This window comes from Ideonella azotifigens, from assembly GCF_006519715.1.
In the GTDB taxonomy this organism is placed as follows: Bacteria; Pseudomonadota; Gammaproteobacteria; order Burkholderiales; family Burkholderiaceae_C; genus Ideonella; species Ideonella azotifigens.
The window spans coordinates 1-21911 of sequence record NZ_VIDT01000001.1 but is presented as its reverse complement, the minus strand read 5'-3'; the positions used below and the strand labels follow the sequence as shown (position 1 = coordinate 21911).

Below are 21911 nucleotides of genomic sequence, written 5' to 3'. Positions count from 1 at the left end.
TTGCGCGCCGGCCCCAGGCTTGTCTCAGAGCAACCCATATCGCTTGCACAGCCAGACCGCATCTCGGCGGCTGGCGACGCCCAGCCGCACGTTGAGCCGATGAAAGCGGCAGTCGATGGTCTTGGGCTCCGTGTTCAGGGCCGATGCAATTTGCTTTGAACCCTGCCCAAGCGACTCGCGACGCAGCAGTTCGAGGTCGCGGTCCGTCAGGTGCGCGCGTTGAACCAGTTCGTCGCGCCCTCGACGCTGGAACCAGTCCGTCATACCCAAAGCCAGCGCACGGTAGACCGGCATCAGTCGGCTGATGGCGTCGAGGCAGTGCGCATCCTCGCCCGCCAGCATCAGGAGGCCGAGCGCGTCGGAACCTTGCGGAAGCGGCGCAGGAATCAGCCAGACTGCTCTGGCACGCGCGCAGTGGTTGTCGTCTTGGTCGCCCGCCTCTCGCTCATCGAGGGACTGCTGAACGAGCAGGGGCTCGCTCGATCGCGCAGCATGGGCCAACCAGTTGCATGGATTGCTCTGGAGCCGCCGCAGGGCGCTTGCGGTCCAGGCCGGGTCCAGGGCCGCGATGGATCGGTACCAGCCATGGTCGTCGTCTGTGATTGCCCAGACGAAAAGCGCTGCGCTTGCACCGCCCGTCTTTGCGGCCAGCTCCAGCGCAGAGATGACGCTCGCCAGGTCGGCGAAGGTCAGCGAACTGGTCAACTCGCAAAGCTCGAATGCGGCACTTGGGCAAGCGGAAGGCGGTGCTTTGCTGCACCGGTCGGCGTCATCGAGCGAGGTTGCCATGCGCAAACCTCCGCAGCTCGTCGTGCGCGATGGGATGATCGAATTTGGTTGGTGCCTTGACGAGCCACTGTTCGAACTCGGCCAAGGAGTGAATGACGAAGCACTCCTCCAATGCCGTGCCGGTGTGCAGCCAGGTGCTCAGTTGGACTTGCAGGCCGGCGGGATCAGCGCCCACGACGAGTTCGAGCCAGCCGTACTTGGAGGTCCACGATGCACGGACATGACGTAAATCGCGGGTGAACGATGCGACCGCTGGGCGGACAGACGGATCGGATGCAAATCGCTGTCGTCCCGCAGGCGTTCGACGCCCATTACGATGGCGATCGAAAGCAGGGCTGTCGGTCGAATGCTTCTTGGCTCGTGACTGCGACGTGCTCATGGCGGCGCTCCCAATAAATCCGGTACCTGTTAATCCGTCGCCCGATTACGGGGTGGACTATCCGAGTGATACCGGGAGCGCAGCCTAGAAAGCAGCTGTAGTGCCTGTCAATGCGTGAGGGCCGGATTGCACAAATTTGTGGCAGCGTCAACTCTGCTAAACGACGGCCAAGCGTGCCGTGGTGAGCCTCAATCGAAATCAGGAGATGCTGGCGTCCGCGGAGAGCCGGCGGAGAATTTCCATCGTTTCCGTAGCGCACGCCTCCGGCACGAAGAGGTGGTCGTGGTGGAAGGCTGCCACGGCATTGCAGGCGATGCCTGCCTGCGCGAGCCTGTCCGTGATGCATGCCAGAAAGCCGACCGCATCAAGCGATGAGTGGACGGTGAGGGTGATGAGGCGACACGGAAAGGTGTAGCGAACGCTTGCTGCCTCCGCCTGCGATTTGTCGATGATGGCGGTGAGGCCCTCGGCTTCCCGGAATGTGCAGATGGGATCGACGCCCTGCGGGAGGCGGAAGTCACTGAAGGTGCAGAAGACGAAAACGCCATCGGCAATGCTCGGCGTCATCTCTCGGCACAGGTCGTGCAGATCGCGAACTGCGTTCATCGTGATTTCCTCGAGCCTGCTTGGACCCACCACGGCCGAGATTATGACCATCCTCCAGCGCCGAAGGAACCCTCAATCAGACAGCGAGGCGGGAGATGAGCTCGGCTCCGGTTTAGCGTTCTTGACGTGAAGCGAAAGTTGCTAAACCGCGATCACCGGCAGCGGCGGCTTGGTACCTTGGGGTCGCGGCTGGGACGATCCTGTCGAGTGCGGGCCCTTTCCACGGCGCCCGTCGGCCGCGCTCAAGGAGGTCTGCCATGGCCACCCGCTCGGAAGTACTGTCCGACATCGCGCTGCTCCGGCAGTCCTTGCGTCGCGCCGGCAGCCCCCACTTGCCGCTGCTGAAGCTGGAGGGCTGGCGCCCGATCATGGACATCCTTGTCGATGTTGCAGCGATCTGTGCAGCGCTCGCTGTCGCGCTGCACGAACCCTGGACATCGTCGCTTGCACTGCTGGTCCTCGGCAATCGCCAGCGGGCGCTGGGCAACATCCTGCATGACGCTGCGCACCGTAACCTGATGCGCGATCAGGTGTTGAACGATCTGGTGACGTGGGCGTTGATCGCGCCTCTGCTTTTCGTGAGCCTTCCGCGCTATCGAGACTTGCACTTCCGCCACCATCTGGACCTCGGGGCGAAGGGCGCCGACCCCGACTTGATCCCGATTCCGCCGATGAAGGCTCGATCCTGGGTGTCGGCGGTGGCGGTCAACGCGCTGTCCGTGCGGGCGGTGCTGGGTTCCGCTTTCGGGCACTTGCTGGACAAAGGCGTTCCGCGCCGAGAGAGGCTGTACGTCCTCGCGTGGTGGGCGCTGCTCGTCGCAGCGCTCATTGCGGTGACCGGCGCCGGTGCGGTGCTCAGGATGCTTGCCCTCTGGCTGGCTGCCAGATGCACGGTTTTTCACCTGATCACCATCGTCCGGGAGATGTGCGATCACCATGGCCTGATGCCTGGCGGCGTTTTCAGCTTCACGCGCGACCTCAAGGCTACAGGACTGTGGTCGGCGCTCATCCATCCGCGGAACAATGCGTACCACCTGACCCACCATCTGTTGCCGGCCATCCCGTACTACCGGCTGCCCGACGCGCAGCGCCTCTTTGCGACGCTGCCCGAGTACCGGGAACGAGCCTGTGTGTGCGAGGCCTATTTCTCGGGTCCCGAGCGAGCGGTGGCTTCTTGGCAGCAGGAGCCGGCGCGATGACGGCACGGACGCTGGGCGCTCTTCAGGTCGGCGCACTCCTAATCTCGGCCAGTTACGGCACTGGCTTCCTGTTCGGTTCGGGCGAATACGCCCTGAGATTCGGCATGGCGGGTGCTGTCTACGGCGTTGCGACTGGGCTGGGGATGATTGCGATGGCTGCTGTCGCGGGCCGGCTGTGGCAGGCGGGTCTTTCGGTGTGGGACCTGCTTGGGGATCAGTGCGGGGAGCGCGTGCGACGACTGGTCGCACTGCTATCTGTCGTCTGGATGGCGGGCGTGCTGGCCGCGCAGATCCATGGCGCCGTCGCCGTCATCCGCCTGTTGGGTGTCCGCGCCGTGCCAGCACATGCCGCCGCCATTGCGCTGATCTTCGCGGCGTCTCGCGTCGAGTTGCGCGCGGCTTCTGTCGTCTTCGCCGGTTGCCTCGCAGTCAGCGCGATGGTCCTCTTGTTTGCATTGGTCACGAGCGGCGGTGTTGACCTCTACATCGGATCATTGCCGGCATTCGCTCAGGCCTTGCCGTCGCTTGGCGTGGCGCAGACCTTCACGATCGCCATTGGCGTGGGCCTGCTCGTCTGCACCGGAGCGGACTACCACCAGTTCGTTCTTGCTGCGCGTGGACCAGGCGCAGCCATCTGTGGATGCCTGCTGGCTGGCGTGGGCCTGCTCTTCCTGGCCTTCCTGCCCCCTGCGGTCGTGCTGTCCACGATTGCCCAGCCCGGGTGGCCTGGCGTAGCGGATCCCAAGCAGGTCGTGCCGCAGGCGCTGTCTCTGGCGGCGAAGCATCTGGCGGTCGGTGCCGGCCCGACGATGCTTGGAGCGCTCGGCGTCGCAGCGCTGGGATCGGGGGGCGCGGTGCTTCGCGCCATGGTGTCAGCGTTGCAGGCAGCGGAGCCTCGCCATCTATCGGTGAGGCCTATTGTCCCGGCGGCCATCGCCATGGCCGTCTCAGCGACTTTGACGGCCAGCGGCTTGCCCATTGTGGACATGATGGTGTCGGTCAATGTGGTCTACATCGCCAGTGTCGGTGTCAGCCTTTATGGCTTTCTGCGGGGAAGGCATGGGCACAAGGTTGACGAAACCTGGGTGATCGCGACGGGCTTTCTTGTCGCGTCGGCTGTCTTCGTTGTGAGCTGGCTGGGTTTACCAATTCCGAATCGCGAGCTTGTCTCGCTCCTTGCCGGATTGGCGTGCGCCGGCGTGGCGCGAGCCACGCTACATCGACGCGATGACCACCTCGCGTGCCCTGCGTCGCGCCGGTAGCGGAGACAGCGTCCGCTGCCGGCGTGGCTTGCCGGTCGGCCGGCGCGGTTGGATGAGGCACTTCGCCGCATGGCCAACGATCAAGTCGGTGATCTCCCTGGCGATGGGCGGCTCCATCTCCCAGTGATGCCAGAACAAGTCGACGTGCACAGGATCGCCCGGTGCCAGCTCTTGCAGCACCCCTTCCTGAAGCAGACGTTGGGCTTGGGTGGAGGGCGCCAACCCGTAGCCGGCACCCATGGCGATGCCTTCGAGCAGAGCGGACGGGGAGGGCAGGTAGTGGCGTGGATAGCGGTCGATGCGAACACCGAAGCGCCGTTGCAGGAATTCCGCATGCAGCGCGTCCTTGCGATTGAAATGGATCGCGGGCGCGCGCAACACGTTCGCGACCGTCAGACCGTCACCCAGAAACTCTGCCACGAAAGCTGGTGTCGCGTAGCAGCGGTACTCCATGGCTCCGAGAGGTTCTGCGACGAAGCCCGAGGCTGCCTTGGCATCAGTCGAGATGCAACCGACGACCTCGCCACGGCGCAAGCGTCCGGATGTGTGGTCCTGGTCATCGGTGACGACCTCAAGCGCGACGGCGCGCTGCGCGAAGAGGTCGCGCAGCAGCGGCATGAACCAGGTGGCCAGGGAGTCCGCGTTCACCGCAATTGCCAGCGGCACAGGGCCTTCTCCAACCGATGGGTTCAAGAGCTCGCGCAGAGAGGACGCCTCCAGCAGGCGCAGCGCCTTGACGTGACGCAACAGCACCTCGCCAGCAGGCGTCGGTGTGACGGGCTTGTCGCGCAGGAGAAGGATGGTCGCGAGCGACTCTTCGAGTGCCTTGATCCGTTGCGAGACGGCACCTCGCGTCACGTTCAAAAGCGTGGCTGCGCGCTCGAAGCTCTGTTGCTCGGCCACGCTCGCAAACGTCTCCAGTTGATCTCTGTCCAGCATGGCGCAATCTCCTGTCCGGACGACGCGCGAGGCGTACAGCCGTTCGCGGCCGCAGAGACGGTGGTCCCGTTGCCGTGGGCACTGGAAACGATCTGCGTCGATGCCGGGGTGCGCCATCGGGTCGCTCAGACTGACGTCGTTGCTGTTCAGGCGCCCCCCGTTTTTCCAAGCGAACCACATCGGGCGACGGGTGCTTGTCGGACCGCTTCGGAGTCGGCCTTGTTCAAGTCGCTATTGATGTCTACGGAGGGAGGTATTGTCCAGAGGCGTTACGTCACAAAGCGTAAATGCCAGCAATGGGCGCGCATGCTTCCGCACGCACGGAGACTGCGGTCTGCGCTACGGCCCAGGGCCTATGCTTGCCCGATCCCCTCGTCGCCATGCATTCGCCCATGCCTCGCCTCGCCGGTCGCCAGACATGCGGATCGTCGCGCCGCACGCGCAGCCGCAAGGGGCTTTCGCGGCATAAACGGCCTGCGCCCCGCTCACGCGGGTGCCCTCTGTTTATTCCACGGTCCCCTTGCCGCCGCGCTCGCAGGCGGCGCGCTTGATGCCGCACGGCGACCGACGAATGCGGGGCAAGCACCAGCTCGACAGCCTGGCTTTCTCCGAGGGAACAACAGCCACAAGCGGCTCCCTCGGAACTTTGGGCAGGCAGGGAAGACAGGCCTGACTTCAATAGGCCGGTGGTCGTTGGCAGACGAGATCCGGGTTCTGCTCACTTTGGGAGAAACACGATGTTGATGATCCTTCAGCGCACGCCGCAGCCAGACGCCCGAGTCTGGCCGGGTCGACGCCTGCTCGCTTTTGCCGATGCCGTGGCTTGGCCGGTGGCGTGGGCGAACTTCGTTTTCGGTCTGCCGGCTCACCTGGGACTGGCGGGGCAATGCGTGTTGGCATATTGCGGCTTCGCGGCGATTCAGCGCGCCCATCAAGCGGTGGTCCAGAATCCTCGCTACCACTTCACGACATGGCGTTGGGGGCGCTGGGTGGTGCTCGTGCTCGCCTTCGGGTACGCGCTGAAACTTGCGACGCTGCTCACTGCGTAGCGGTCGTATGTGCCTCGCATCACCGCGTTGGCAGTGCTTGTGGGCGTCGGACCGGTTGGTCGTTGCACTGTGCCTTCACGCCATTGATTCACGGCATGACGCCGGGCTGCGGTGGTTGCACGGCAGGTGGTCGGCGATGCGGTGCTGAAATTGGCGCTGCCGGTGAGACCGTCAGATGCGACACGAAGCTGGCCCCGATGAAGGCCGCTGCGCGTTTCGCAGGTCAGTGCGCAACCAAAGGACGAGCTTCGCTCCACTGATCGAGGTCTGAACTCCTCCACGCAACTGCGCGAGGGCCAAGGCGCACCGGGCTCGGGAACTTGTGGTCCGCGATCAGTCGATAGATTGTCGACCGGCCGAGGCCTGTCATGCGCATGACAGTGGGCATCCGTAGAAAGACCGGCGTCACGGCCTCCGCGTGGCCACGCGATTGTTCGGAAGGGTTGGATTGCACAGGCGATCTCCGGTGAGAGGCATGTGCGCAACTCTAGGACGCGCGCGGGATCGGCGATGTGCTCGATTCGGGCTGCAATCCTGCTCGTTACCTGCTTCGCATCCAGGGCGGCACCATGGTCACCGCCCCTGGACTTGGTAGCGCGGATCTCGCCCCGGCGCCTGAACTGCATCACGAAGGAGCTGTTGGCCACCATCGCCCGCCAACTGCATTCGCAACGCGAAGTCGTGCGGCGTTTGCTCGTGAGCGACTGCTTGCCCGCCAGTTCCGCGCGGCCGTGGGCGAAAGCGCGGGCTTTGTGCCGATCAGCCGTTGGTCGATACCGTCGACTTGAGCCGGCTTGGCTTGCTGGAGCAGTGGTGTGCCCACTCGTCCATGAGCTTTCGCCGCTTTTCAAACAGATCGCCTCGGCGATATGCTGCTTCAACCTTGTCACCGATTGCGTGTGCGAGTGCCATTTCGGCGACCTCGCGGGACACGTCGGTAGCTTCCGCGCACCAGTCACGGAAGGTCGAACGAAACCCATGCGGAACCGCGCCAACCTGCATGCGTCGCATCACCGCGGTCAGAGTCATGTCCGAGAGTTGCTCTCCACGGGGCGAGGGGAAGAGCAGGACGGTGGAATCTTGCGGCAGTGGGTCTGGCAAGAGCCTCCAGGCCGCGTCCGATAGTGGCACTCTGTGTTCGCGCCCCGCCTTCATCCGCGTGGCCGGGATGTTCCAAACGCGGGTCTGAGGGTCAATTTCGCCGCTGGTCGCGCCACGGACTTCACCCGAGCGCGCTGCGGTGAGGATCAAGAAGGTGAGGGCGCGTGCGCCGGTGCCTTCTTGTCCTGCGAGCTTCTGCATGAAGTCGAGCATGCCCGTGAAGGGTATGGCCGCGTGATGCTCGACCTTTTTGACTTTGGTTGGTGCTGGCAGCAGTTGGTCCAAGTGCCCGCGCCAGCGTGCAGGGTTGTCGCCGTGCCGCAACTGACGAACCGTCGCCCAATCCAATATGGACTCGATGCGGCCCCTCACACGTGAAGCGGTCTCCGTGCGATCTCGCCAAATCGGTTCAAGGATCAACAGTAGGTGCCGCAACTCGACTTCGTGGATTGGCAACTTCCCGATCACAGGGCTCGCGTGAAGCCGAAGTGTGCTTTCCCATTGCGCCGCATGTTTGGCGTTCCTCCACGCATCACGATGCGCGGCGATGTAGGCCTCGGCGCATTTGTCGAAGCTCATTGCGCGCTGCTTTTTGACAAGCAGGAGAGTGCGTTCCCCATTGCGCTCGTCAATGGGATCCTTGCCCTGTGCCAAAAGGCGCCTGCAATCGGCAGCCTGTTGTCGTGCCTGCGCCAAGCTGACGTCACGAGCCGAACCAAGGCCCATCCATCGCGCACGCTGGCTATGGCTGTAACGGAACAGCCATGACCGCGTCACAGCGGTGTTCTTCGCGGTCAATTTGACCTGCAGATAGAGCCCGGCGCCGTCGGCGTAGTACCCAGGTTCGGCCTGACTCTGAACGGCGCGTGCCGACAGTCGGTGTATTGGGCTGGTCATTTCTCTACCTACAGATGTACCTACAGAGCGCGCCGCGCTTTGACAAGACGTCATGAAATCACTATGGACATGAGTGGAAGAAAAATCAAATGAAATCAATGGCCTAGATGAGGTGTCGGGATCTAGTGGGACGTCCTGAGATACCGGTTCGAAAGACTCCCTCCGCCAGTCAAAGCCCGCGCATGTCGCGGGCTTTGTTTTTTCGGCGCCCCTGCCACACCACCCGGCCTACGGGTCCGCACCGGGCGGCTCGGGAGTTTGAGGTCAGGAGAGTCTGGGGGGCGCCAAGTCGGTTCAAGTAGACGATGGGCCCAGTGCCAGAGCTGGATCGCCCGCAGTCGATGACGCAGCCACTTGTCCAGCTTGCGCAGGCCCGACGTAGGCTTTCCCCATACCAGCAGGTTCGGCCGCAGCCGCTGGACCACTTGCCCATGCTTGACCTTGCCACAGGTGGAGGGTTTAGGATCATGTTTCGGTGAGTTGGACCCATTGCCATGAATGGCAAAAAAGCCAATTTCCAGTCTTTTCAGCCTTTGTGAAAACCGTTCGCCTCTGCTTCCTGCTGCTGCTGGCCGTGCTGCTTCCCTTGCGGGGCGCGGTGGCGGCCGCCATGCTCTGCTCGGCAGGTGATGCAGGCTCGCACAACGAGCTCCGCATGGCCGAAGGTTCCTCCGAGGCGAACGCGGGAATGGCGCACCACGTGGTTCACGAGGCGGGTCCGTCTGACGCCCGGGCAGATGCCGAACATGCCCACGGCGAGCAACGCCATCATCATGCGGGCTCGGACAAGTGCAACATGTGTTCGGCATGCTGCTCGCTGACACCCCTGGTGAGTGCCGTGCCGGTGCTTGCTGAGCCGTTGGGCTTCACGGCTGTGCGGTTTGCTTCCTACACGGCGCCGTTGCCCAGCTTCTTCTCGGGCGGCCAGGAGCGCCCTCCCCGAACCACCTGACCCACCTTGGGCCTCTTCAGGAGGCCTGACGGGGCTCGCGCGTCCGCAAAGCGGTCGTGCCGAGCGTCTTGCGGCTCGCATTGCTGAGCCGCCGACTCAATTGGTTGCGATTCATGAACAACTTCTTCTGCAGGCTCGCGCCTGTGGTCGCGCTCGGCTTGCCGCTGCTCGCGCCTGCCCAGTCCAGGCCGCCCGATCCAGTGGACCCGAAAGCCTTGGCTCCGGCGCTGCGCTACCTGTCAGCCTTCGCTGACTACACGCGCTGGCAAGACATCAAGACCGGCGATTGGCGCGCGCTCAACGACGCGTTGCGGGACGACGGCGCCGCGGCCGGCCAGGAGGCCCCTGCGATGCCCCTGGCGGCACCACCGGCCGCTCGATCTCCCGCGCCCACGGTCTCTCTGCCAGCGGCGTCGGCCCATGGGGGGCATCACCCGCAAGGAGACGCGCGATGATGCGGCTGACGATTGCTGCTGCAGCAGCACTGGCTCTGGCCGGCTGCGCTTCGTTTTCGCCTGATGGCGGCGCCGGCCAAGTCTCCGAGCTCACCAGGGAGCGCACTGGACAAGGCGTCGGCTTTCAGCGAACGGCGTCCGATGTCGATTCAGCCGCCGCGCGCGTTGGCGAACTGCTCCAACAGCCGCTGACGGCCGACGCGGCGGTCGAGATCGCGTTCCTGAACAACCGTGGCCTTCAAGCCAGCTTCTCCGAGCTGGGCATTGCAGAAGCGGAACGGGTGCGGGCAGGTCGTCTGGCCAATCCCCGGCTGAGCCTCGGGCACCTTGCCGGCGGAGGTATCACCGAGGTTGACCGCTCGGTGGTGTTCGACCTCGCAGGCCTCTTGACGATGCCCATTGCCAACGAGGTGGCACAACGGCAGTTAGAGCAGGCGCAGTACCAGGCTGCCTTCGAAGCGGTCGGCATCGCTGCAGAGGCCCGCAAGGCGTTCTTTGCTGCAGTGGCCGCGCAGGAACTCGCGAGGTACGCCGAGCAAGTCAAGCTTGCGGCCGACGCATCGAGCGAACTGGCGCGACGCATGCTGCAGGCGGGCAACTTGAGCAGGCTGCAACAGATGCGTGAGCAGTCCTTCTACGCAGATGCCACGGCCGACCTGGCGCGTGCGCGCCATCAAGTGGTCGCCGAAAGAGAGCGACTGATCCGCGCGCTGGGCCTCTCTGGCGAAAGTCTTGGCTTCACGCTGCCCGAAAGGCTGCCGGACCCGCCCAGTTCGGCGCTTGAACCCAAGGACGCCGAGCAAACCGCGGTCAGCAAGCGCCTGGACGTCCTGATGGCCAAGCGCGATGCGGAAGCCACGGCAAAGTCGCTTGGGCTGACCAAGACGACCCGCTTCATCAATGTGCTTGATGTCGGCTATGCCGACAAGCGCCAGACCGGCGAAGCCCGCCAGACTGGCTACGAGATCGAGCTGGAACTGCCCCTGTTCGACTTTGGATCGACCCGCACCGCGCGTGCGGAGGCGATGTACATGCAGGCGGTCCACCGCACTGCCGAAGTGGCAACCAATGCCCGCTCGGAAGTTCGCGAGTCGTACTCGGCCTATCGAACGGCCTACGACTTGGCCAGGCACTACCGCGACGAACTGGTGCCGCTGCGCAAGCGCATCTCGGATGAAAACATGCTTCGCTACAACGGGATGCTGACGGGCGTCTTCGAACTGCTCGCCGATGCACGCGATCAAGTCAACAGCGTGACCGGCGCAGTCGAGTCGCTGCGCGACTTCTGGATCGCCGACACCGATCTGCAAAGTGCGCTCACCGGCCGTTCGCCGAACCTGGCCGGCTTCGGCGCGCCAAGCAAGTCGGCAGCGGGCGAGCCGCGCGCGCACTGAGGGAATCAATGATGACAAACCGCAGAACGTTTTTCCAGGCTGCAGGCGCAACCCTTGTGGGTGCCACGGCTGTCAGCCGAGTGGGCGCGGCGATGCTGCCTGAAGCCGTCAGTCAAGCCAGCCCGCTGACCCAGCCACCGCCAGCCCCGCCCAACGGCCGCCCGTTCAATCCCGTGCTCACGCTCAATGGCTGGTCCTTGCCGTGGCGCATGAAAGACGGCGTCAAGGAGTTCCACCTGGTTGCCGAGCCAGTGGTTCGAGAAATTGCCCCTGGCATGAAAGCCAACCTGTGGGGCTACAACGGCCAGTCGCCGGGTCCCACCATCGAGGTGGTGGAGGGAGACCGCGTGCGCGTCTTCGTGACGAACCGATTGCCCGAAGTCACCAGCATCCACTGGCATGGCCAGCGCCTGCCCAACGGCATGGATGGTGTGACCGGGCTGACACAGCCAGGCATTGCACCTGGCAAGACCTTCGTCTATGAATTCGTCGCCCGCCGTGCCGGCACCTTCATGTATCACCCGCATGCCGACGAGATGACCCAGATGGCAATGGGCATGATGGGCTTTTGGGTCACGCATCCGCGGGACATCGGCACGATGCGCGTCGATCGCGATTTCGTGTTCCTGCTGAATGCCTACGACATCGATCCCGGCAGCTTCACGCCGCGCGTCAACACGATGTTGGACTTCAACCTCTGGACGTTCAACAGCCGTGCGTTTCCGGGCATCGACCCACTGGTCGTGCGCCAAGGCGACAAGGTGCGCATCCGGGTTGGCAACCTCACGATGACCAACCACCCCGTCCACCTGCACGGTCACGAGTTCGAGGTGACCGGCACCGACGGCGGATGGGTGCGGCCGCAGGCCCGCTGGCCGGAGGTCACTGCCGACGTTGCGGTTGGGCAGATGCGGGCGATTGAGTTTGTGGCCAGTGAGCCTGGCGACTGGGCCTTCCACTGCCACAAGTCGCACCACACGATGAATGCGATGGGTCACGACGTGCCAACGATGATTGGCGTGGATCAGCGCGGCGTGGCCGAGAAGATCACCCAGTTGATGCCCGACTACATGGCGATGGGCGACAAGGGACAGTCCATGGGCGGCATGGAAATGCCGATTCCGGAGAACACGCTGCCCATGATGGGTGGCGAAGGTCCGTTCGGCGGCGTCGAGATGGGCGGCATGTTCACCGTGATGAAGGTCCGCGCCGAGCAGAAGCCTGGCGACTACAGCGACCCTGGCTGGTACCGGCATCCACCCGGCACGCTGGCCTATGAATGGCAGGGCGGGATGCCCGCGACCCAGCGCAACGAGAGCCCTGGAGGGCACCTCATGCAGCCGACAGGAAAGTCGGCTCCCATCGAGATGACCGTGCGCAAGCCGTCCGGTCATTCAGGACATCAATGACTTCCCACTGCAACCTTGAAAGCAAGACCATGAAGCAACTGCTCAAGCTCACTGCCGCCGTCCTCATTGCCGGCCCGCTTGCAACCATCACCGCGCCCAGCTTTGCGCACGACGAGCCGATGGCGGCCGCCCATGCGGAGATGTCCCAGGGCGAGATCAGGAACATCGACAAGGACAACGGCAAGCTCACCATCAAGCATGGCGAGCTGAAGAACATCGGCATGCCAGGCATGACGATGGTGTTTCGCGTCAAGGATCCCGCCATGCTGACCCAGGTCAAGGTGGGCGACCAGATCCATTTCGTCGCCGAAAAGGTCGGCGGCGCCCTCACCGTGACCGCGCTGCAGGTCGCCAAGTAATTCCCTCTCGCGCCATCGCATTGAATTGAAAGTGAACCTCATGAAAAAACTCAACATGCTCGGTCTTGTCCTCGCCGTTGCGAGCGCGGTCTTGTCGCCGCAGTTGGCGCAGGCGCACGCTTCGCTGAAGAATTCGACACCAGCAGCTGGATCGACGGTTTCGGCGCCCAAGGACCTCTCTCTGACGTTCAACGAGAAGGTCGAAGAGTCCTTCAGCGCCGTGACCTTGAAGGACGCTGCGGGCAAGGATGTGGCCACCCCAAAGCCACACATCGACACGGCTGACGTCACGACATTGCACGTCGACTTGCCGACGCTGACGCCTGGGGGCTACAGCGTGCAGTGGGTCGCAGTCGGCGCGGACGGTCATCGGCGCACCGGGAACTTCAACTTCACCGTCAAGTAATGGACGCCACCACGCTGCTGCAGATCGGCTCGGCTGCAGCCGTCAACGCCAGCCTTTCCGCACTTTTGGGCTGCGTGCTCGCGCGCTGGTGGCTGCTGAGGGCCGGTGCGCGGCCGCAGGGCGGCCTGCTGGTGCATCTGCGCACGTGGGAGCGGTTCGCCGCAGGGCTCGGACTCGTCAGCCAAGGCTTGGCGATGTGGGCGGCGGCGGCCGTCATGATGGGACACACGCTTCCAGAGGCCGCCGCCATGCTGCCCACGATGCTCGTGAAGACCTCCTACGGCCGAGCGGGCGTGCTTGCATTCGTGCTGCTCGCCTGTGCGTCCTTCATGGTGTGGCGGTCCCGATTGACTGCAGGCCAGTGCGTTGCGGCCCTGGCATTGCTCGCCCTGTTCGCGCTGGCCCGTGCCTCAGTGAGCCACGGCGGTGAGGGCGGGCTGTTGAGCTTGGGGCTGGCGACCGAGTGGCTGCACCTGATCCTGATTGCGCTGTGGGTTGGCGGTGTTGCGATTGCTGCCTGGTGCGTGCTGCCGGCGGCACAGGCAACCGCCCCGGCGAATGCGGTGTTCCACCGCTACCTGGAAAGTCTGTCGTTCGCCGCAACGATCGCATTGGGGGGCATTGTGGTGACGGGCCTGGTCAACGCTTGGCAACGCCTGGGTGTCCCAATCCACCTGGTCGACACCGGCTACGGCGTGACGCTGATCGTGAAGCTGGTGTGCGTCGGTGCTGCTGCCGGGCTGGGGGGCTACAACAAGCTCATCGGCTTTCCGACCCTGATCCGGCACGACAGCGCCTCCGCAAAAGTCATCGCGATCTTGCGCCTGGAATCAGTCCTGCTGCTGGGGGCGCTGGTGGCAGCTGCGGTGTTGACGTCTCAACAGCCTCCGGCGGCCATGTAGACGCTTTCTCGTCGCGGGCATGTCCGGCACAGGTGGCGCACTTCAGGGTGGGCCCCCGGTGGGTTGCTTCAGAGGTGGAACCAGGCCGCGACGCCGATCACCACGCCCAGGCCGCCTAGGCCGATGGTGGCGTATTCCAGCCAGCGCCGGCGGGTGAGCAGGGCGATGGCGGCCATCGCGATGGAGATCTGCAGCGCGGTGGTCGCCTGGGCCCAGCGGTGGTGCTGGTGCATCTGCGCTTCGGATTTTTCGTCGAATTCGCGGGATTCGGCTTCCAGCTTTTCGGCGGCGACCTTGATCTCTTCCTTTTCGTGCTGGTAGCGGGCGACCTGCTTTTCGTATTCGCCACGCTTGTCTTCGGCCACCAGCACCACGGCCAGCTCGGCAATGTTCTGCTTGCCGCTCTTGGCCTGGTAGAAGGCCCACTGGTTGGCGGCCTCGGTCTTGCGGATCGCGGCGTCGTTCTTGTACAGGCCAGCCGCGGCCTGGGTGGCGCCGCCCATGTAGGAAAAGATCGCGCCGACCGTGGCGAGGATGGCAGTGATCACGGCCAGCTGGCCGGCCATGCTGCCGGCGCCGCCGTGTTGCGCGGCATGTTCAAGTTCGTGGTCGTGGGGACCGTGCACGTGGAATCCGTCGCCGGACATGGGTCAGCTCCTCAGAGGGACGTGTTGATAGGTGACGAAATCGTAAGCCGGTTGACCGTCCGCGGGCTGGCCAGCGATTCGGGCGACTTCGTGGAATTCCGTGCGGTCGAAGCTCGGAAAGAAGGCGTCGCCGTCGGCGTCCTGTTGCACTTCGGTCAGCAGCAGCTGGTCGGCGCGCGGCAAGGCGAGTTGATAGACCTGCGCGCCGCCGATCACGAAGGCCTGCGGTGCGGCCTGGACCAGCAGCAGGGCCTCGTGCAGGCTGGTGGCGCATTCCGCGCCTTCCAACTGCAGGCCAGGCTGGCGCGACAGCACCACGTTGCGCCGGCCTGGCAGCGGGCGGAAGCGCGGTGGCAGCGAATCCCAGGTCTTGCGGCCCATGATGACCGGGCAGCCTTGGGTGGCACGGCGGAAATGGGCCAGGTCCTCGGGCAACTGCCAGAGCAACTGGTTGTCTCGGCCAACGCAGCCATTGCGGGCCACGACGGCGATCAGGGTGACGAGGGTTCGGCGGATCATCGGCGGGCATTGTCGCCCTTGCTGCGGGTGAGCACCCATTCGACTGCGAGGTGATGCGCCTAGACTGCACTGCAACATGCACCACCCGGCCGACCCAGCCCCTGCTCCGGGGGATGCCGAGCACACGGAGGCCGTCGCAGCGGGTTCGTCCACAGGGCGGACCGGACAGGCGTGGCCGCCAGGGCGGTGGGCCGCCACGCCCTTGGCTGCGCCACTGCGCGCGGCTTGGCAGCTGGAGCAGTTGCACCTGGTGTGGCTGCACGCCGCCTCGGCGATGGTGCTGGCCAATGCCTTTGCGATGCTGGGCGCCTGGCAGCTGCGGGCCAGCGTACCGGCGAGCTTGCTGTGGCAATGGGTGCTGCTGAAGCTGGTGGTAGCCTTGTTGCGCTTGCTGCATGCGCGCCAGCTGATGCCGCTGCTGCAGCCCTTTCCGGACGTGCCGGGCCGGCCTGAGCACGGCGAAGAACCTGCCGCCGACGGGCGTCTGCCGCGTTGGCGCCACTTGACACTGGGCGGTTTGCTGATCGATGGCGCGGTCTGGGGCCTGGCCGGCGCCTGGCTGATGCACGACGTGCCCGAGGTCGTCGCGCTCGTCGTGGCCAGCCTGGCCAGCGTGGCCTGCGTGGCGACCTTCGGGCTGCAGATCAGCCTGGCGGCCACGGCCTGCTACGTGCTGCCCATCCTGCTGCCCACCGCTGCTTCGCTGCTGTTGCGCGGCGACCGGCTCGGGGTGTTTGGCGGATTGGGCCTGCTGTTGCTGGTGGCCGCGCAGCTGGCCACTGCGGCCCGCATGCAGCGGCGCCTGCTGCAGGCGGTGACGCTGCGCCTGCAGGCGCGCGATCTGATGCGCGAGCGCAGTGATGCGCTGCAACTTGCCTTGCAGCAAAGCGCCGTGAAGTCCAAGTTCCTCGGCGCCGTCAGCCACGAATTGCGCACGCCGCTGCACGGCATCATGGGCCTGGCGCGGCTGATGCATCTGGACAGCGCGGACGCCTTGGCGCGCCGGCGCATCGAGCTGATCGAGTCCTCCGGCCGCCACCTGCTCGGCTTGATCAGCGACCTGCTGGACATGGCGGTGATGGAAGAGGGCCGCTTTGCGCTGCGCGAGGAAGTCTTCGACCTGTGTGCGCAGCTGAACCAGGTGATGGGGGTCTACGAAGTGCGGGCGCAGGAGAAAGGCCTGCGGCTGGATGTGGACTGCGGGCTGAGCTCGCCACTGTGGGTGCGCGGCGACCCGGTGCGCTTCCGCCAGGTGCTGCACAACCTGCTGGGCAATGCGGTGAAGTTCACCGCGCAAGGCCACGTGGCGCTGCGCGTGCGTCCAGCCGAGGACGACGGCGAGGGCGAACGCTGGTTGATTGAGGTCGAAGATTCCGGCCCTGGCATTGCAGAGGCCGATCAAGCCCGGGTATTCGAGGCCTTTGAGCAGGCCGATGCCGGCATGCGGCCACTGGAGGGCACAGGCCTGGGCCTGCGCATTGCACGCGCCATTGCGCAGCGCATGGGCGGTGGGCTGACGCTGGAAAGCCGGCTCGGCGAAGGCTGCTGCTTCCGTTTCGTGGCCCGCCTGCCGCGGGTGGCCGAAGCCGCCAGTGCGGCGCAGGTGCCTGCGGATTCACTCGCTGGCCAGCACCTGCAGGTGCTGCTGGCCGAAGACGACGACGTCAACGCGATGATCGCCGAGGCTTACCTGCAGCGCCTGGGCGTGGTCGTGGAACGTGTGCCGAACGGCCGCGAGGCGGTGCGCCGCGCCTTGCGCGACAACGGCCGGCCCGACCTGGTGCTGATGGACTGCCGCATGCCGGTGATGGACGGCTACGAAGCCACGCGCGAGATCCGCCGCCGCGAGGCCGCGCTGGGCCTGCCACGCCTGCCCATCGTGGCGCTCACCGCGACCGTCACCGCGCTGAGCCGCGCGCAGTGCCTGGAAGCGGGCATGGACGATTTCCTCTCAAAGCCCTTCACGCTGGACGATCTGGCGCGGGTGCTGCAGCGGCCATTGCCCGTCGCCGAGGCAGGCAACTGAAGGGGCAGCGTCCGGTCAGACCGCGACAGGGGCCTTGATCGCTGCGTGGTGCTGGTAATCGACGATCTCGAAGTCCTCCAGCGTGTAGTCGAAGATCGATGCGGGGCGGCGCTTGATCTGAAGCGTGGGGTACGCAAACGGTTCGCGTGCCAGCTGGGTCTGGACCTGCTCGAAGTGGTTGTTGTAGAGGTGGCAGTCGCCGCCGGTCCAGATGAAGTCGCCCACGTCCAGGTCGCACTGCTGGGCCAGCATGTGGGTCAGCAGCGCGTAGCTGGCGATGTTGAAGGGCACACCGAGGAAGATGTCGGCGCTGCGCTGGTAGAGCTGGCAGCTGAGCTTGCCGCGGCCGCCGGGTTCGGTGGCCGGTGCCACGTAGAACTGGAACATCGCATGGCAGGGCATCAGCGCCATCTTGTCCAGCTCGGCCACGTTCCAGGCGCTGACCAGGATGCGGCGCGAATCGGGGTTGGTCTTGAGCTGCTGCACGACCTGGGCGATCTGGTCGATGTGGCCGCCGCCGGGCGTGGGCCAGCTGCGCCACTGCACGCCGTAGACCGGCCCGAGGTCGCCGTCGTCGCGGGCCCATTCGTCCCAGATGGTGCAGCCGCGTTCCTGCAGCCATTGCACATTGGAGTCGCCGCGCAGGAACCACAGCAGCTCGACGATGATGGCCTTGGTGAAGACCTTCTTGGTGGTGACCAGCGGGAAGCCTTCGGAGAGGTCGAAGCGCATCTGGTGGCCGAACACGCTGAGCGTGCCGGTGCCGGTGCGGTCGCCCTTGGCCACGCCGTGTTCGAACACATGCCGCATCAGGTCCTCGTACTGGTGCCGAACCGGGGGGCGAACCGGGCGCGAGGTGGGCGAGGGCTGGCTGGTCATGTGTGCAGGCGAAAAAAAGCCGGGGCACAAGCGCCCCGGCCGGGATTGTAGAAGTCGAGGATCAGCCTTGGTTCAGCCCTGCTTCTCGGCCAGGAAGATCTCCACGCGACGATTGCGTGCACGGCCGTCGTCGGTGCTGTTGTCGGCGATGGGCTGGTGCGAGCCACGGCCGTCGGTGCTGATGCGCCCGGCGGCAACGCCACGGGTGACCAGGTAGTCCTTGACGCTGGCAGCGCGGTCGACCGAGAGCGGGTTGTTGATGGCATCACTGCCGGTCGAGTCGGTGTGGCCGACGATCTGCACCTGCATCACACTGCTGTCCAGGCCAGCCGCGAATTTGTCCAGCACCGGCCGCAGTTCCGGTCGAATCGCCGAGCGGCCGACATCGAAGCTGATGTCGCTGGGCACGTTGACCTGCAGCTGGTTGTCTGCCGTGCGGGTGACCTGCACACCCGTGCCGGCGGTGGCCTGCTCCATGGCGCGGCGCTTGTCTTCCATGCGCTTGGACCAGACGTTGCCGGCGACCGCGCCGAGCGCGCCACCGATCAGCGCGCCGGTGCCGGCCTTGCCGCCGGTGGCCGAGCTGATCACCGCACCGCCGATCGCGCCGATGGCAGCGCCGCCGGCGGTGCCTTTTTCGCGCTCGCCCATGTTGGCGCAGCCGGTCACGAAGACCGTGGCGCTGAGCAGCGTGAGGCCGGCCGCGTGCGCCAGGGGGCGGAAGTTGAAGCGTGGGGTGTTGATTTTAACCTGCATGGAAGACTCCTGTGTGTTCGAGTTGGGATGCGGGCGCCGCAGCCACGCGAGCGCCGTCGCAGCCATTAGGGACCGGAAACGGCGTAAAAGTTCAGCTGCCGCTGTATCGGCGAGTGTCAGCCCGTTCAGCTCAAGCGGCGCGGACCTGCGATTCGCCGCCAAACTGCAGCGCCGCCAGCCGTGCATACAGCCCGCCTCTGGCCATCAGCTCGGCATGCCGGCCCTGGTCGACGATGCGGCCCTGGTCCAGCACGACGATGCGGTCGACCTGCTGCACCGTGGCCAGCCGGTGGGCGATGACCAGCGTCGTGCGGTCGGCCATCGCGGCCTGCAGGGCGGCCTGCACCACCCGCTCGCTCTCGGCGTCCAGCGCGCTGGTGGCTTCGTCCAGCAGCAGCAGTGGCGGGTTCTTCAGGATCGCGCGGGCAATGCTGATGCGCTGGCGCTGGCCGCCCGACAGGCGCACACCGCGCTCGCCGAGGAAGCTCTGGTAGCCGCCGGGCAGCGCGAGGATGAAGTCGTGCGCAAAGGCCGCCTTGGCCGCTGACATGACTTCCTCGTCCGTCGCCGTGGGGCGGCCGTAGCGGATGTTTTCCATCGCATTGGCCGAAAAAATCACGCTGTCCTGCGGCACGATGCCGATGCGCTCGCGCAGGTCGTGCAGGCGCGTGCTGCGCACGTCCACCCCGTCCAGCGTGACGGTGCCGGCGTCCACGTCGTAAAAGCGCAGCAGCAGCTGGAACAGCGTGGACTTGCCGGCGCCGCTGGGGCCGACCAGCGCCACCGTCTCGCCCGGCTTGATCTGCAGGTTCAGGTCGGCCAGCGCGGCCTGGGCCGGCCGGGAAGGGTAATGGAAACGCACATGGTTCAGCGCCACCGCCGAGCCGCCACGCGTGACCGGCAAGGCCTGCGGCTGGGCGGGCTCGGCCACGGTGGACTGGGTGGCCAGCAACTCCATCAGCCGCTCGGTTGCCCCGGCAGCACGCAGCAGGTCGCCGTAGACCTCGGACAGCACCGCCACCGAGCTGACCAGCACGATCACGTACAGCACCGTCTGTCCCAGGTGGCCGGCGGACACGTCGCCACGGATCACCGCCTGCGTGCCCTGGTACAGGCCGAACAGCAGCGCGCCGAAGGTGGCGCTGATGATGAAGGCGATCAGCACCGAGCGCACGCGGGTGCGGCGGCGGGCGGTCTCGAAGGCCGCCTCGGTTGCGCGGTCGAAGCGCGCGGCCTCGCCGGCTTCCTGGGTGTAGCTCTGCACCACTGGAATGGCATTCAGCACCTCGTTGGCCAGTGCGCTGGCGTCGGCCACGCGGTCTTGGCTGGCGCGCGAGAGGCGGCGCACGCGGCGGCCGAAGTACAGCGCTGGTCCAACGATCAGCACCAGCATCGCCAGCACCGGCAGCATCACTCGGGCATTGGTGAAGATCAGCATGCCCAGGGCGCCCAGGCCCATCACGCTGTTGCGCAACCCCATGCTGAGGCTGGAGCCGACGACGGTCTGGACCAGCGTGGTGTCGGTCGTCAGCCGGCTGATGACCTCGCCGCTGGAGGTCGTCTCAAAAAAGCCCGGGCTTTGCAAGACGACGTGGCGATAGACAGCATTGCGCAAATCAGCAGTGACACGCTCGCCCAGCCAGCTGACCATGTAGAACCGCAGCGCCGAGAACACGCCCAGCAGCACGCCGACGACGAACAGCGCCAGGAAATGCTCGCGCAACTGCATCACCCGCGCGCCAGGCTCGGCGGCCACCAGGCCTTGGTCGATCAGCGACCTCAGCGCCACCGGCATCACCAGCGTGGCGGCGGCAGCGGCGACCAGCGAAACCAGGGCCAGCGCGATGCGCCAGCGATAGGGGCGCAGGAAGGGCAGCAGGCCACTGAGTGAGCGGGGGCTGCGGGCGGTGGGTCGGTCGGCAGAAGCGGGCTGGGTCATGCCGGCCAGTGTAGGCAGCGCTTCGTGACGAGGCGCCGTTGAGACAAAACCTTGCAAAACGCAAGCCTATTCAATCATCGCCTGATCAATACTTGCCTGAACAAATATAGTTCAGGCATGAAATCGACCCAGGCCTCTCCCGTCTCGCCGTCTACCGCCCTTGAAGGGACAGGGGACGCGCCTGCGGGCATCGCTTTTTACGCGCCCGGCCAGTACAAGTCCGAGGACAGCGTGGGCTACCTGATGCGCTTGGTGATGAACTCCGTGATGACGCGGGTGGATGCCCGGCTGTCGGCACTCGACATGACCCATGCCCAGTGGCTGCCCCTGTTCAAGCTGGTGGCCGACAAGGACCACACGATGGCCAGCCTGGCGCGTGAGCTCGGCACCGACCCGGGTGCCATGACCCGCTCGCTGGACCGGCTGGAAGCCAAAGGCCTGCTGCGCCGCGAACGTTCCACTGCGGACCGCCGCGTGGTGCACCTGGTGCCGACCGATGAAGGCCGGGCTGTTGCCGCGCAGGTGCCGCCGGTGCTGTCCGACGAGATGAACCGGCACCTGGCTGGCTTCTCGGCCGCCGAATGGCAGCAGTTGTTGCAGTTCCTGCGGCGAATGATCGCCAACGGCGAAGCACTCAAACCGGGCTGCTGCGGCAATGTCGGCGCAGCCATCGTCGCCAGCGCGGTCATGGCCGGCACCACGCCCCCTGCTGCGGATGTCAGCGGCTGAAACTTCAAGAACAAGGAGCCTGCACATGGCCCACTTTCCCCTGCTGCCGCGCCGCGGCAATGCCTCCAGAACCCATCTCCTGTCGTCTCTGTTGCCCATGTCCATTCACAGCCTCTCGAACCTGGCCCGCGCCTTCGGTCCTGCCAGCCTCACCACCGCGGTGGCGCTGGTCTCGGCCGCGGTGCTGCTGACCGGCTGCGCCAGCCCTGGCCCGGACCACACGCCGCTGGCCCGGACCGAACCCGCCGTGCTCGGCCTGACCCAGCAAGCCACGCCTGAAACCGCCGCGCTGAACTGGTCGGTGCTGGGTGATGCGCG

The 21911-nt window shown here is 65.6% G+C and carries 23 protein-coding genes and 1 pseudogene; 13 read left to right on the top strand and 11 right to left on the bottom strand.

Annotation, left to right across the window (positions count from 1 at the left end; genetic code table 11):
- Positions 1 to 24: 24 nt before the first annotated feature.
- The 3 genes from FKP22_RS00120 to FKP22_RS00110 form a co-directional block, all read right to left on the bottom strand.
- On the bottom strand, positions 25 to 789 hold the full coding sequence (locus tag FKP22_RS00120; RefSeq protein ID WP_141283978.1) for a helix-turn-helix transcriptional regulator: 765 nt from the start codon (positions 787 to 789) through the stop codon (positions 25 to 27).
- On the bottom strand, positions 770 to 1168 hold the full coding sequence (locus FKP22_RS00115) for a hypothetical protein (RefSeq protein ID WP_141283976.1): 399 nt from the start codon (positions 1166 to 1168) through the stop codon (positions 770 to 772). Before FKP22_RS00115 ends, FKP22_RS00120 begins: the two co-directional genes overlap by 20 nt.
- Positions 1169 to 1366: 198 nt before the next feature.
- Positions 1367 to 1774, bottom strand: coding sequence for an ACT domain-containing protein (locus tag FKP22_RS00110; RefSeq protein ID WP_141283974.1), 408 nt, complete (start codon positions 1772 to 1774; stop codon positions 1367 to 1369).
- A gap of 257 nt (positions 1775 to 2031) precedes the next feature.
- Here FKP22_RS00110 and FKP22_RS00105 point away from each other — a divergent pair, with 257 nt between their 5' ends.
- Positions 2032 to 2973, top strand: a complete 942-nt coding sequence (locus FKP22_RS00105; RefSeq protein ID WP_141283972.1) for a fatty acid desaturase family protein — start codon at positions 2032 to 2034, stop codon at positions 2971 to 2973.
- The gene (locus FKP22_RS00100) at positions 2970 to 4235 is read left to right on the top strand and encodes an SLC5/6 family protein (RefSeq protein ID WP_141283970.1); all 1266 of its coding nucleotides are present in this window, start codon (positions 2970 to 2972) and stop codon (positions 4233 to 4235) included. The genes FKP22_RS00105 and FKP22_RS00100 overlap by 4 nt, the downstream gene beginning before the upstream one ends.
- Here FKP22_RS00100 and FKP22_RS00095 read toward each other — a convergent pair.
- Complete coding sequence (locus tag FKP22_RS00095; protein ID WP_141283968.1) at positions 4188 to 5174, bottom strand: HTH-type transcriptional regulator ArgP; 987 nt, start codon at positions 5172 to 5174, stop codon at positions 4188 to 4190. The genes FKP22_RS00100 and FKP22_RS00095 overlap by 48 nt on opposite strands.
- Before the next feature lie 737 nt (positions 5175 to 5911).
- Between FKP22_RS00095 and FKP22_RS00090 the strand changes: the two genes are divergently transcribed.
- Positions 5912 to 6223, top strand: coding sequence for a hypothetical protein (locus tag FKP22_RS00090; protein ID WP_141283966.1), 312 nt, complete (start codon positions 5912 to 5914; stop codon positions 6221 to 6223).
- 223 nt (positions 6224 to 6446) lie between these two features.
- On the opposite strand, the gene FKP22_RS00085 is transcribed toward FKP22_RS00090, so the two are convergent.
- Together FKP22_RS00085 and FKP22_RS00080 are read right to left on the bottom strand one after the other, a co-directional pair.
- Positions 6447 to 6611, bottom strand: coding sequence for an AlpA family transcriptional regulator (locus tag FKP22_RS00085; protein WP_141284053.1), 165 nt, complete (start codon positions 6609 to 6611; stop codon positions 6447 to 6449).
- Between the two features lie 371 nt (positions 6612 to 6982).
- Positions 6983 to 8221 (bottom strand): tyrosine-type recombinase/integrase, encoded by a 1239-nt coding sequence (locus FKP22_RS00080; protein WP_141283964.1) that lies wholly within the window; start codon positions 8219 to 8221, stop codon positions 6983 to 6985.
- A 475-nt stretch (positions 8222 to 8696) separates the two neighbouring features.
- Between FKP22_RS00080 and FKP22_RS31680 the strand changes: the two genes are divergently transcribed.
- The 7 genes from FKP22_RS31680 (at position 8697) to FKP22_RS00045 (ending at position 14098) form a co-directional block, all read left to right on the top strand.
- On the top strand, positions 8697 to 9173 hold the full coding sequence (locus tag FKP22_RS31680) for a DUF2946 family protein (RefSeq protein ID WP_170200669.1): 477 nt from the start codon (positions 8697 to 8699) through the stop codon (positions 9171 to 9173).
- A 113-nt stretch (positions 9174 to 9286) separates the two neighbouring features.
- A complete protein-coding gene (locus tag FKP22_RS00070; RefSeq protein ID WP_141283962.1) occupies positions 9287 to 9628 on the top strand; it encodes a hypothetical protein in 342 nt (113 codons plus the stop codon).
- Entirely contained in the window at positions 9625 to 11022 is a 1398-nt protein-coding gene (locus FKP22_RS00065) for a TolC family protein (RefSeq protein ID WP_141283960.1), read from the top strand. The genes FKP22_RS00070 and FKP22_RS00065 overlap by 4 nt, the downstream gene beginning before the upstream one ends.
- A gap of 11 nt (positions 11023 to 11033) precedes the next feature.
- On the top strand, positions 11034 to 12431 hold the full coding sequence (locus FKP22_RS00060) for a multicopper oxidase family protein (RefSeq protein WP_141283958.1): 1398 nt from the start codon (positions 11034 to 11036) through the stop codon (positions 12429 to 12431).
- Positions 12432 to 12460: 29 nt separating this feature from the next.
- Complete coding sequence (locus FKP22_RS00055) at positions 12461 to 12790, top strand: copper-binding protein (protein WP_141283956.1); 330 nt, start codon at positions 12461 to 12463, stop codon at positions 12788 to 12790.
- Positions 12791 to 12821: 31 nt separating this feature from the next.
- Entirely contained in the window at positions 12822 to 13196 is a 375-nt protein-coding gene (copC, locus tag FKP22_RS00050) for a copper homeostasis periplasmic binding protein CopC (protein WP_233446785.1), read from the top strand.
- On the top strand, positions 13196 to 14098 hold the full coding sequence (locus tag FKP22_RS00045) for a CopD family protein (RefSeq protein ID WP_141283953.1): 903 nt from the start codon (positions 13196 to 13198) through the stop codon (positions 14096 to 14098). The genes copC and FKP22_RS00045 overlap by 1 nt, the downstream gene beginning before the upstream one ends.
- Before the next feature lie 68 nt (positions 14099 to 14166).
- Here FKP22_RS00045 and FKP22_RS00040 read toward each other — a convergent pair whose 3' ends face one another.
- Positions 14167 to 14745, bottom strand: coding sequence for a DUF4337 domain-containing protein (locus tag FKP22_RS00040; protein WP_141283951.1), 579 nt, complete (start codon positions 14743 to 14745; stop codon positions 14167 to 14169).
- A 3-nt stretch (positions 14746 to 14748) separates the two neighbouring features.
- Positions 14749 to 15264: a dihydrofolate reductase gene (locus FKP22_RS00035; RefSeq protein WP_141283949.1), complete on the bottom strand. Its 516-nt coding sequence runs from the start codon at positions 15262 to 15264 to the stop codon at positions 14749 to 14751.
- A 202-nt stretch (positions 15265 to 15466) separates the two neighbouring features.
- On the opposite strand from FKP22_RS00035, the gene FKP22_RS00030 reads away from it, so the two are divergent.
- Positions 15467 to 17290, top strand: a complete 1824-nt coding sequence (locus FKP22_RS00030; RefSeq protein WP_170200668.1) for an ATP-binding protein — start codon at positions 15467 to 15469, stop codon at positions 17288 to 17290.
- 15 nt (positions 17291 to 17305) lie between these two features.
- Here the strand turns inward: FKP22_RS00030 and FKP22_RS00025 are convergent, their stop codons facing one another.
- The 3 genes from FKP22_RS00025 to FKP22_RS00015 form a co-directional block, all read right to left on the bottom strand.
- Positions 17306 to 18169, bottom strand: coding sequence for a thymidylate synthase (locus FKP22_RS00025; RefSeq protein WP_141283945.1), 864 nt, complete (start codon positions 18167 to 18169; stop codon positions 17306 to 17308).
- Positions 18170 to 18241: 72 nt separating this feature from the next.
- Positions 18242 to 18925: a YiaD family glycine zipper/OmpA-like lipoprotein gene (locus FKP22_RS00020; protein ID WP_141283943.1), complete on the bottom strand. Its 684-nt coding sequence runs from the start codon at positions 18923 to 18925 to the stop codon at positions 18242 to 18244.
- 130 nt (positions 18926 to 19055) lie between these two features.
- Positions 19056 to 20864 (bottom strand): ABC transporter transmembrane domain-containing protein, encoded by a 1809-nt coding sequence (locus FKP22_RS00015; RefSeq protein WP_141283941.1) that lies wholly within the window; start codon positions 20862 to 20864, stop codon positions 19056 to 19058.
- Positions 20865 to 20981: 117 nt separating this feature from the next.
- Between FKP22_RS00015 and FKP22_RS00010 the strand changes: the two genes are divergently transcribed.
- Positions 20982 to 21593 (top strand): MarR family winged helix-turn-helix transcriptional regulator, encoded by a 612-nt coding sequence (locus FKP22_RS00010; RefSeq protein WP_141283939.1) that lies wholly within the window; start codon positions 20982 to 20984, stop codon positions 21591 to 21593.
- Positions 21594 to 21618: 25 nt separating this feature from the next.
- A pseudogene (locus FKP22_RS00005) lies at positions 21619 to 21911 on the top strand (hypothetical protein); the annotation flags it as partial.

Bases quoted from the DNA above. Each gene is read 5' to 3' on its own strand.
- FKP22_RS00115 (WP_141283976.1), bottom strand. From the start codon at position 1,168: ATGAGCACGTCGCAGTCACGAGCCAAGAAGCATTCGACCGACAGCCCT.
- FKP22_RS00040 (WP_141283951.1), bottom strand. From the start codon at position 14,745: ATGTCCGGCGACGGATTCCACGTGCACGGTCCCCACGACCACGAACTT.
- FKP22_RS00090 (WP_141283966.1), top strand. From the start codon at position 5,912: ATGTTGATGATCCTTCAGCGCACGCCGCAGCCAGACGCCCGAGTCTGG.
- FKP22_RS00085 (WP_141284053.1), bottom strand. From the start codon at position 6,611: ATGCCCACTGTCATGCGCATGACAGGCCTCGGCCGGTCGACAATCTAT.
- FKP22_RS00010 (WP_141283939.1), top strand. From the start codon at position 20,982: ATGAAATCGACCCAGGCCTCTCCCGTCTCGCCGTCTACCGCCCTTGAA.
- FKP22_RS00025 (WP_141283945.1), bottom strand. From the start codon at position 18,169: ATGACCAGCCAGCCCTCGCCCACCTCGCGCCCGGTTCGCCCCCCGGTT.
- FKP22_RS00065 (WP_141283960.1), top strand. From the start codon at position 9,625: ATGATGCGGCTGACGATTGCTGCTGCAGCAGCACTGGCTCTGGCCGGC.
- FKP22_RS00020 (WP_141283943.1), bottom strand. From the start codon at position 18,925: ATGCAGGTTAAAATCAACACCCCACGCTTCAACTTCCGCCCCCTGGCG.
- FKP22_RS00120 (WP_141283978.1), bottom strand. From the start codon at position 789: ATGGCAACCTCGCTCGATGACGCCGACCGGTGCAGCAAAGCACCGCCT.
- FKP22_RS00015 (WP_141283941.1), bottom strand. From the start codon at position 20,864: ATGACCCAGCCCGCTTCTGCCGACCGACCCACCGCCCGCAGCCCCCGC.
- FKP22_RS00055 (WP_141283956.1), top strand. From the start codon at position 12,461: ATGAAGCAACTGCTCAAGCTCACTGCCGCCGTCCTCATTGCCGGCCCG.
- FKP22_RS00080 (WP_141283964.1), bottom strand. From the start codon at position 8,221: ATGACCAGCCCAATACACCGACTGTCGGCACGCGCCGTTCAGAGTCAG.
- FKP22_RS00045 (WP_141283953.1), top strand. From the start codon at position 13,196: ATGGACGCCACCACGCTGCTGCAGATCGGCTCGGCTGCAGCCGTCAAC.
- FKP22_RS00110 (WP_141283974.1), bottom strand. From the start codon at position 1,774: ATGAACGCAGTTCGCGATCTGCACGACCTGTGCCGAGAGATGACGCCG.
- FKP22_RS00095 (WP_141283968.1), bottom strand. From the start codon at position 5,174: ATGCTGGACAGAGATCAACTGGAGACGTTTGCGAGCGTGGCCGAGCAA.
- FKP22_RS00035 (WP_141283949.1), bottom strand. From the start codon at position 15,264: ATGATCCGCCGAACCCTCGTCACCCTGATCGCCGTCGTGGCCCGCAAT.
- FKP22_RS00100 (WP_141283970.1), top strand. From the start codon at position 2,970: ATGACGGCACGGACGCTGGGCGCTCTTCAGGTCGGCGCACTCCTAATC.
- FKP22_RS00105 (WP_141283972.1), top strand. From the start codon at position 2,032: ATGGCCACCCGCTCGGAAGTACTGTCCGACATCGCGCTGCTCCGGCAG.
- FKP22_RS00060 (WP_141283958.1), top strand. From the start codon at position 11,034: ATGACAAACCGCAGAACGTTTTTCCAGGCTGCAGGCGCAACCCTTGTG.
- FKP22_RS00070 (WP_141283962.1), top strand. From the start codon at position 9,287: ATGAACAACTTCTTCTGCAGGCTCGCGCCTGTGGTCGCGCTCGGCTTG.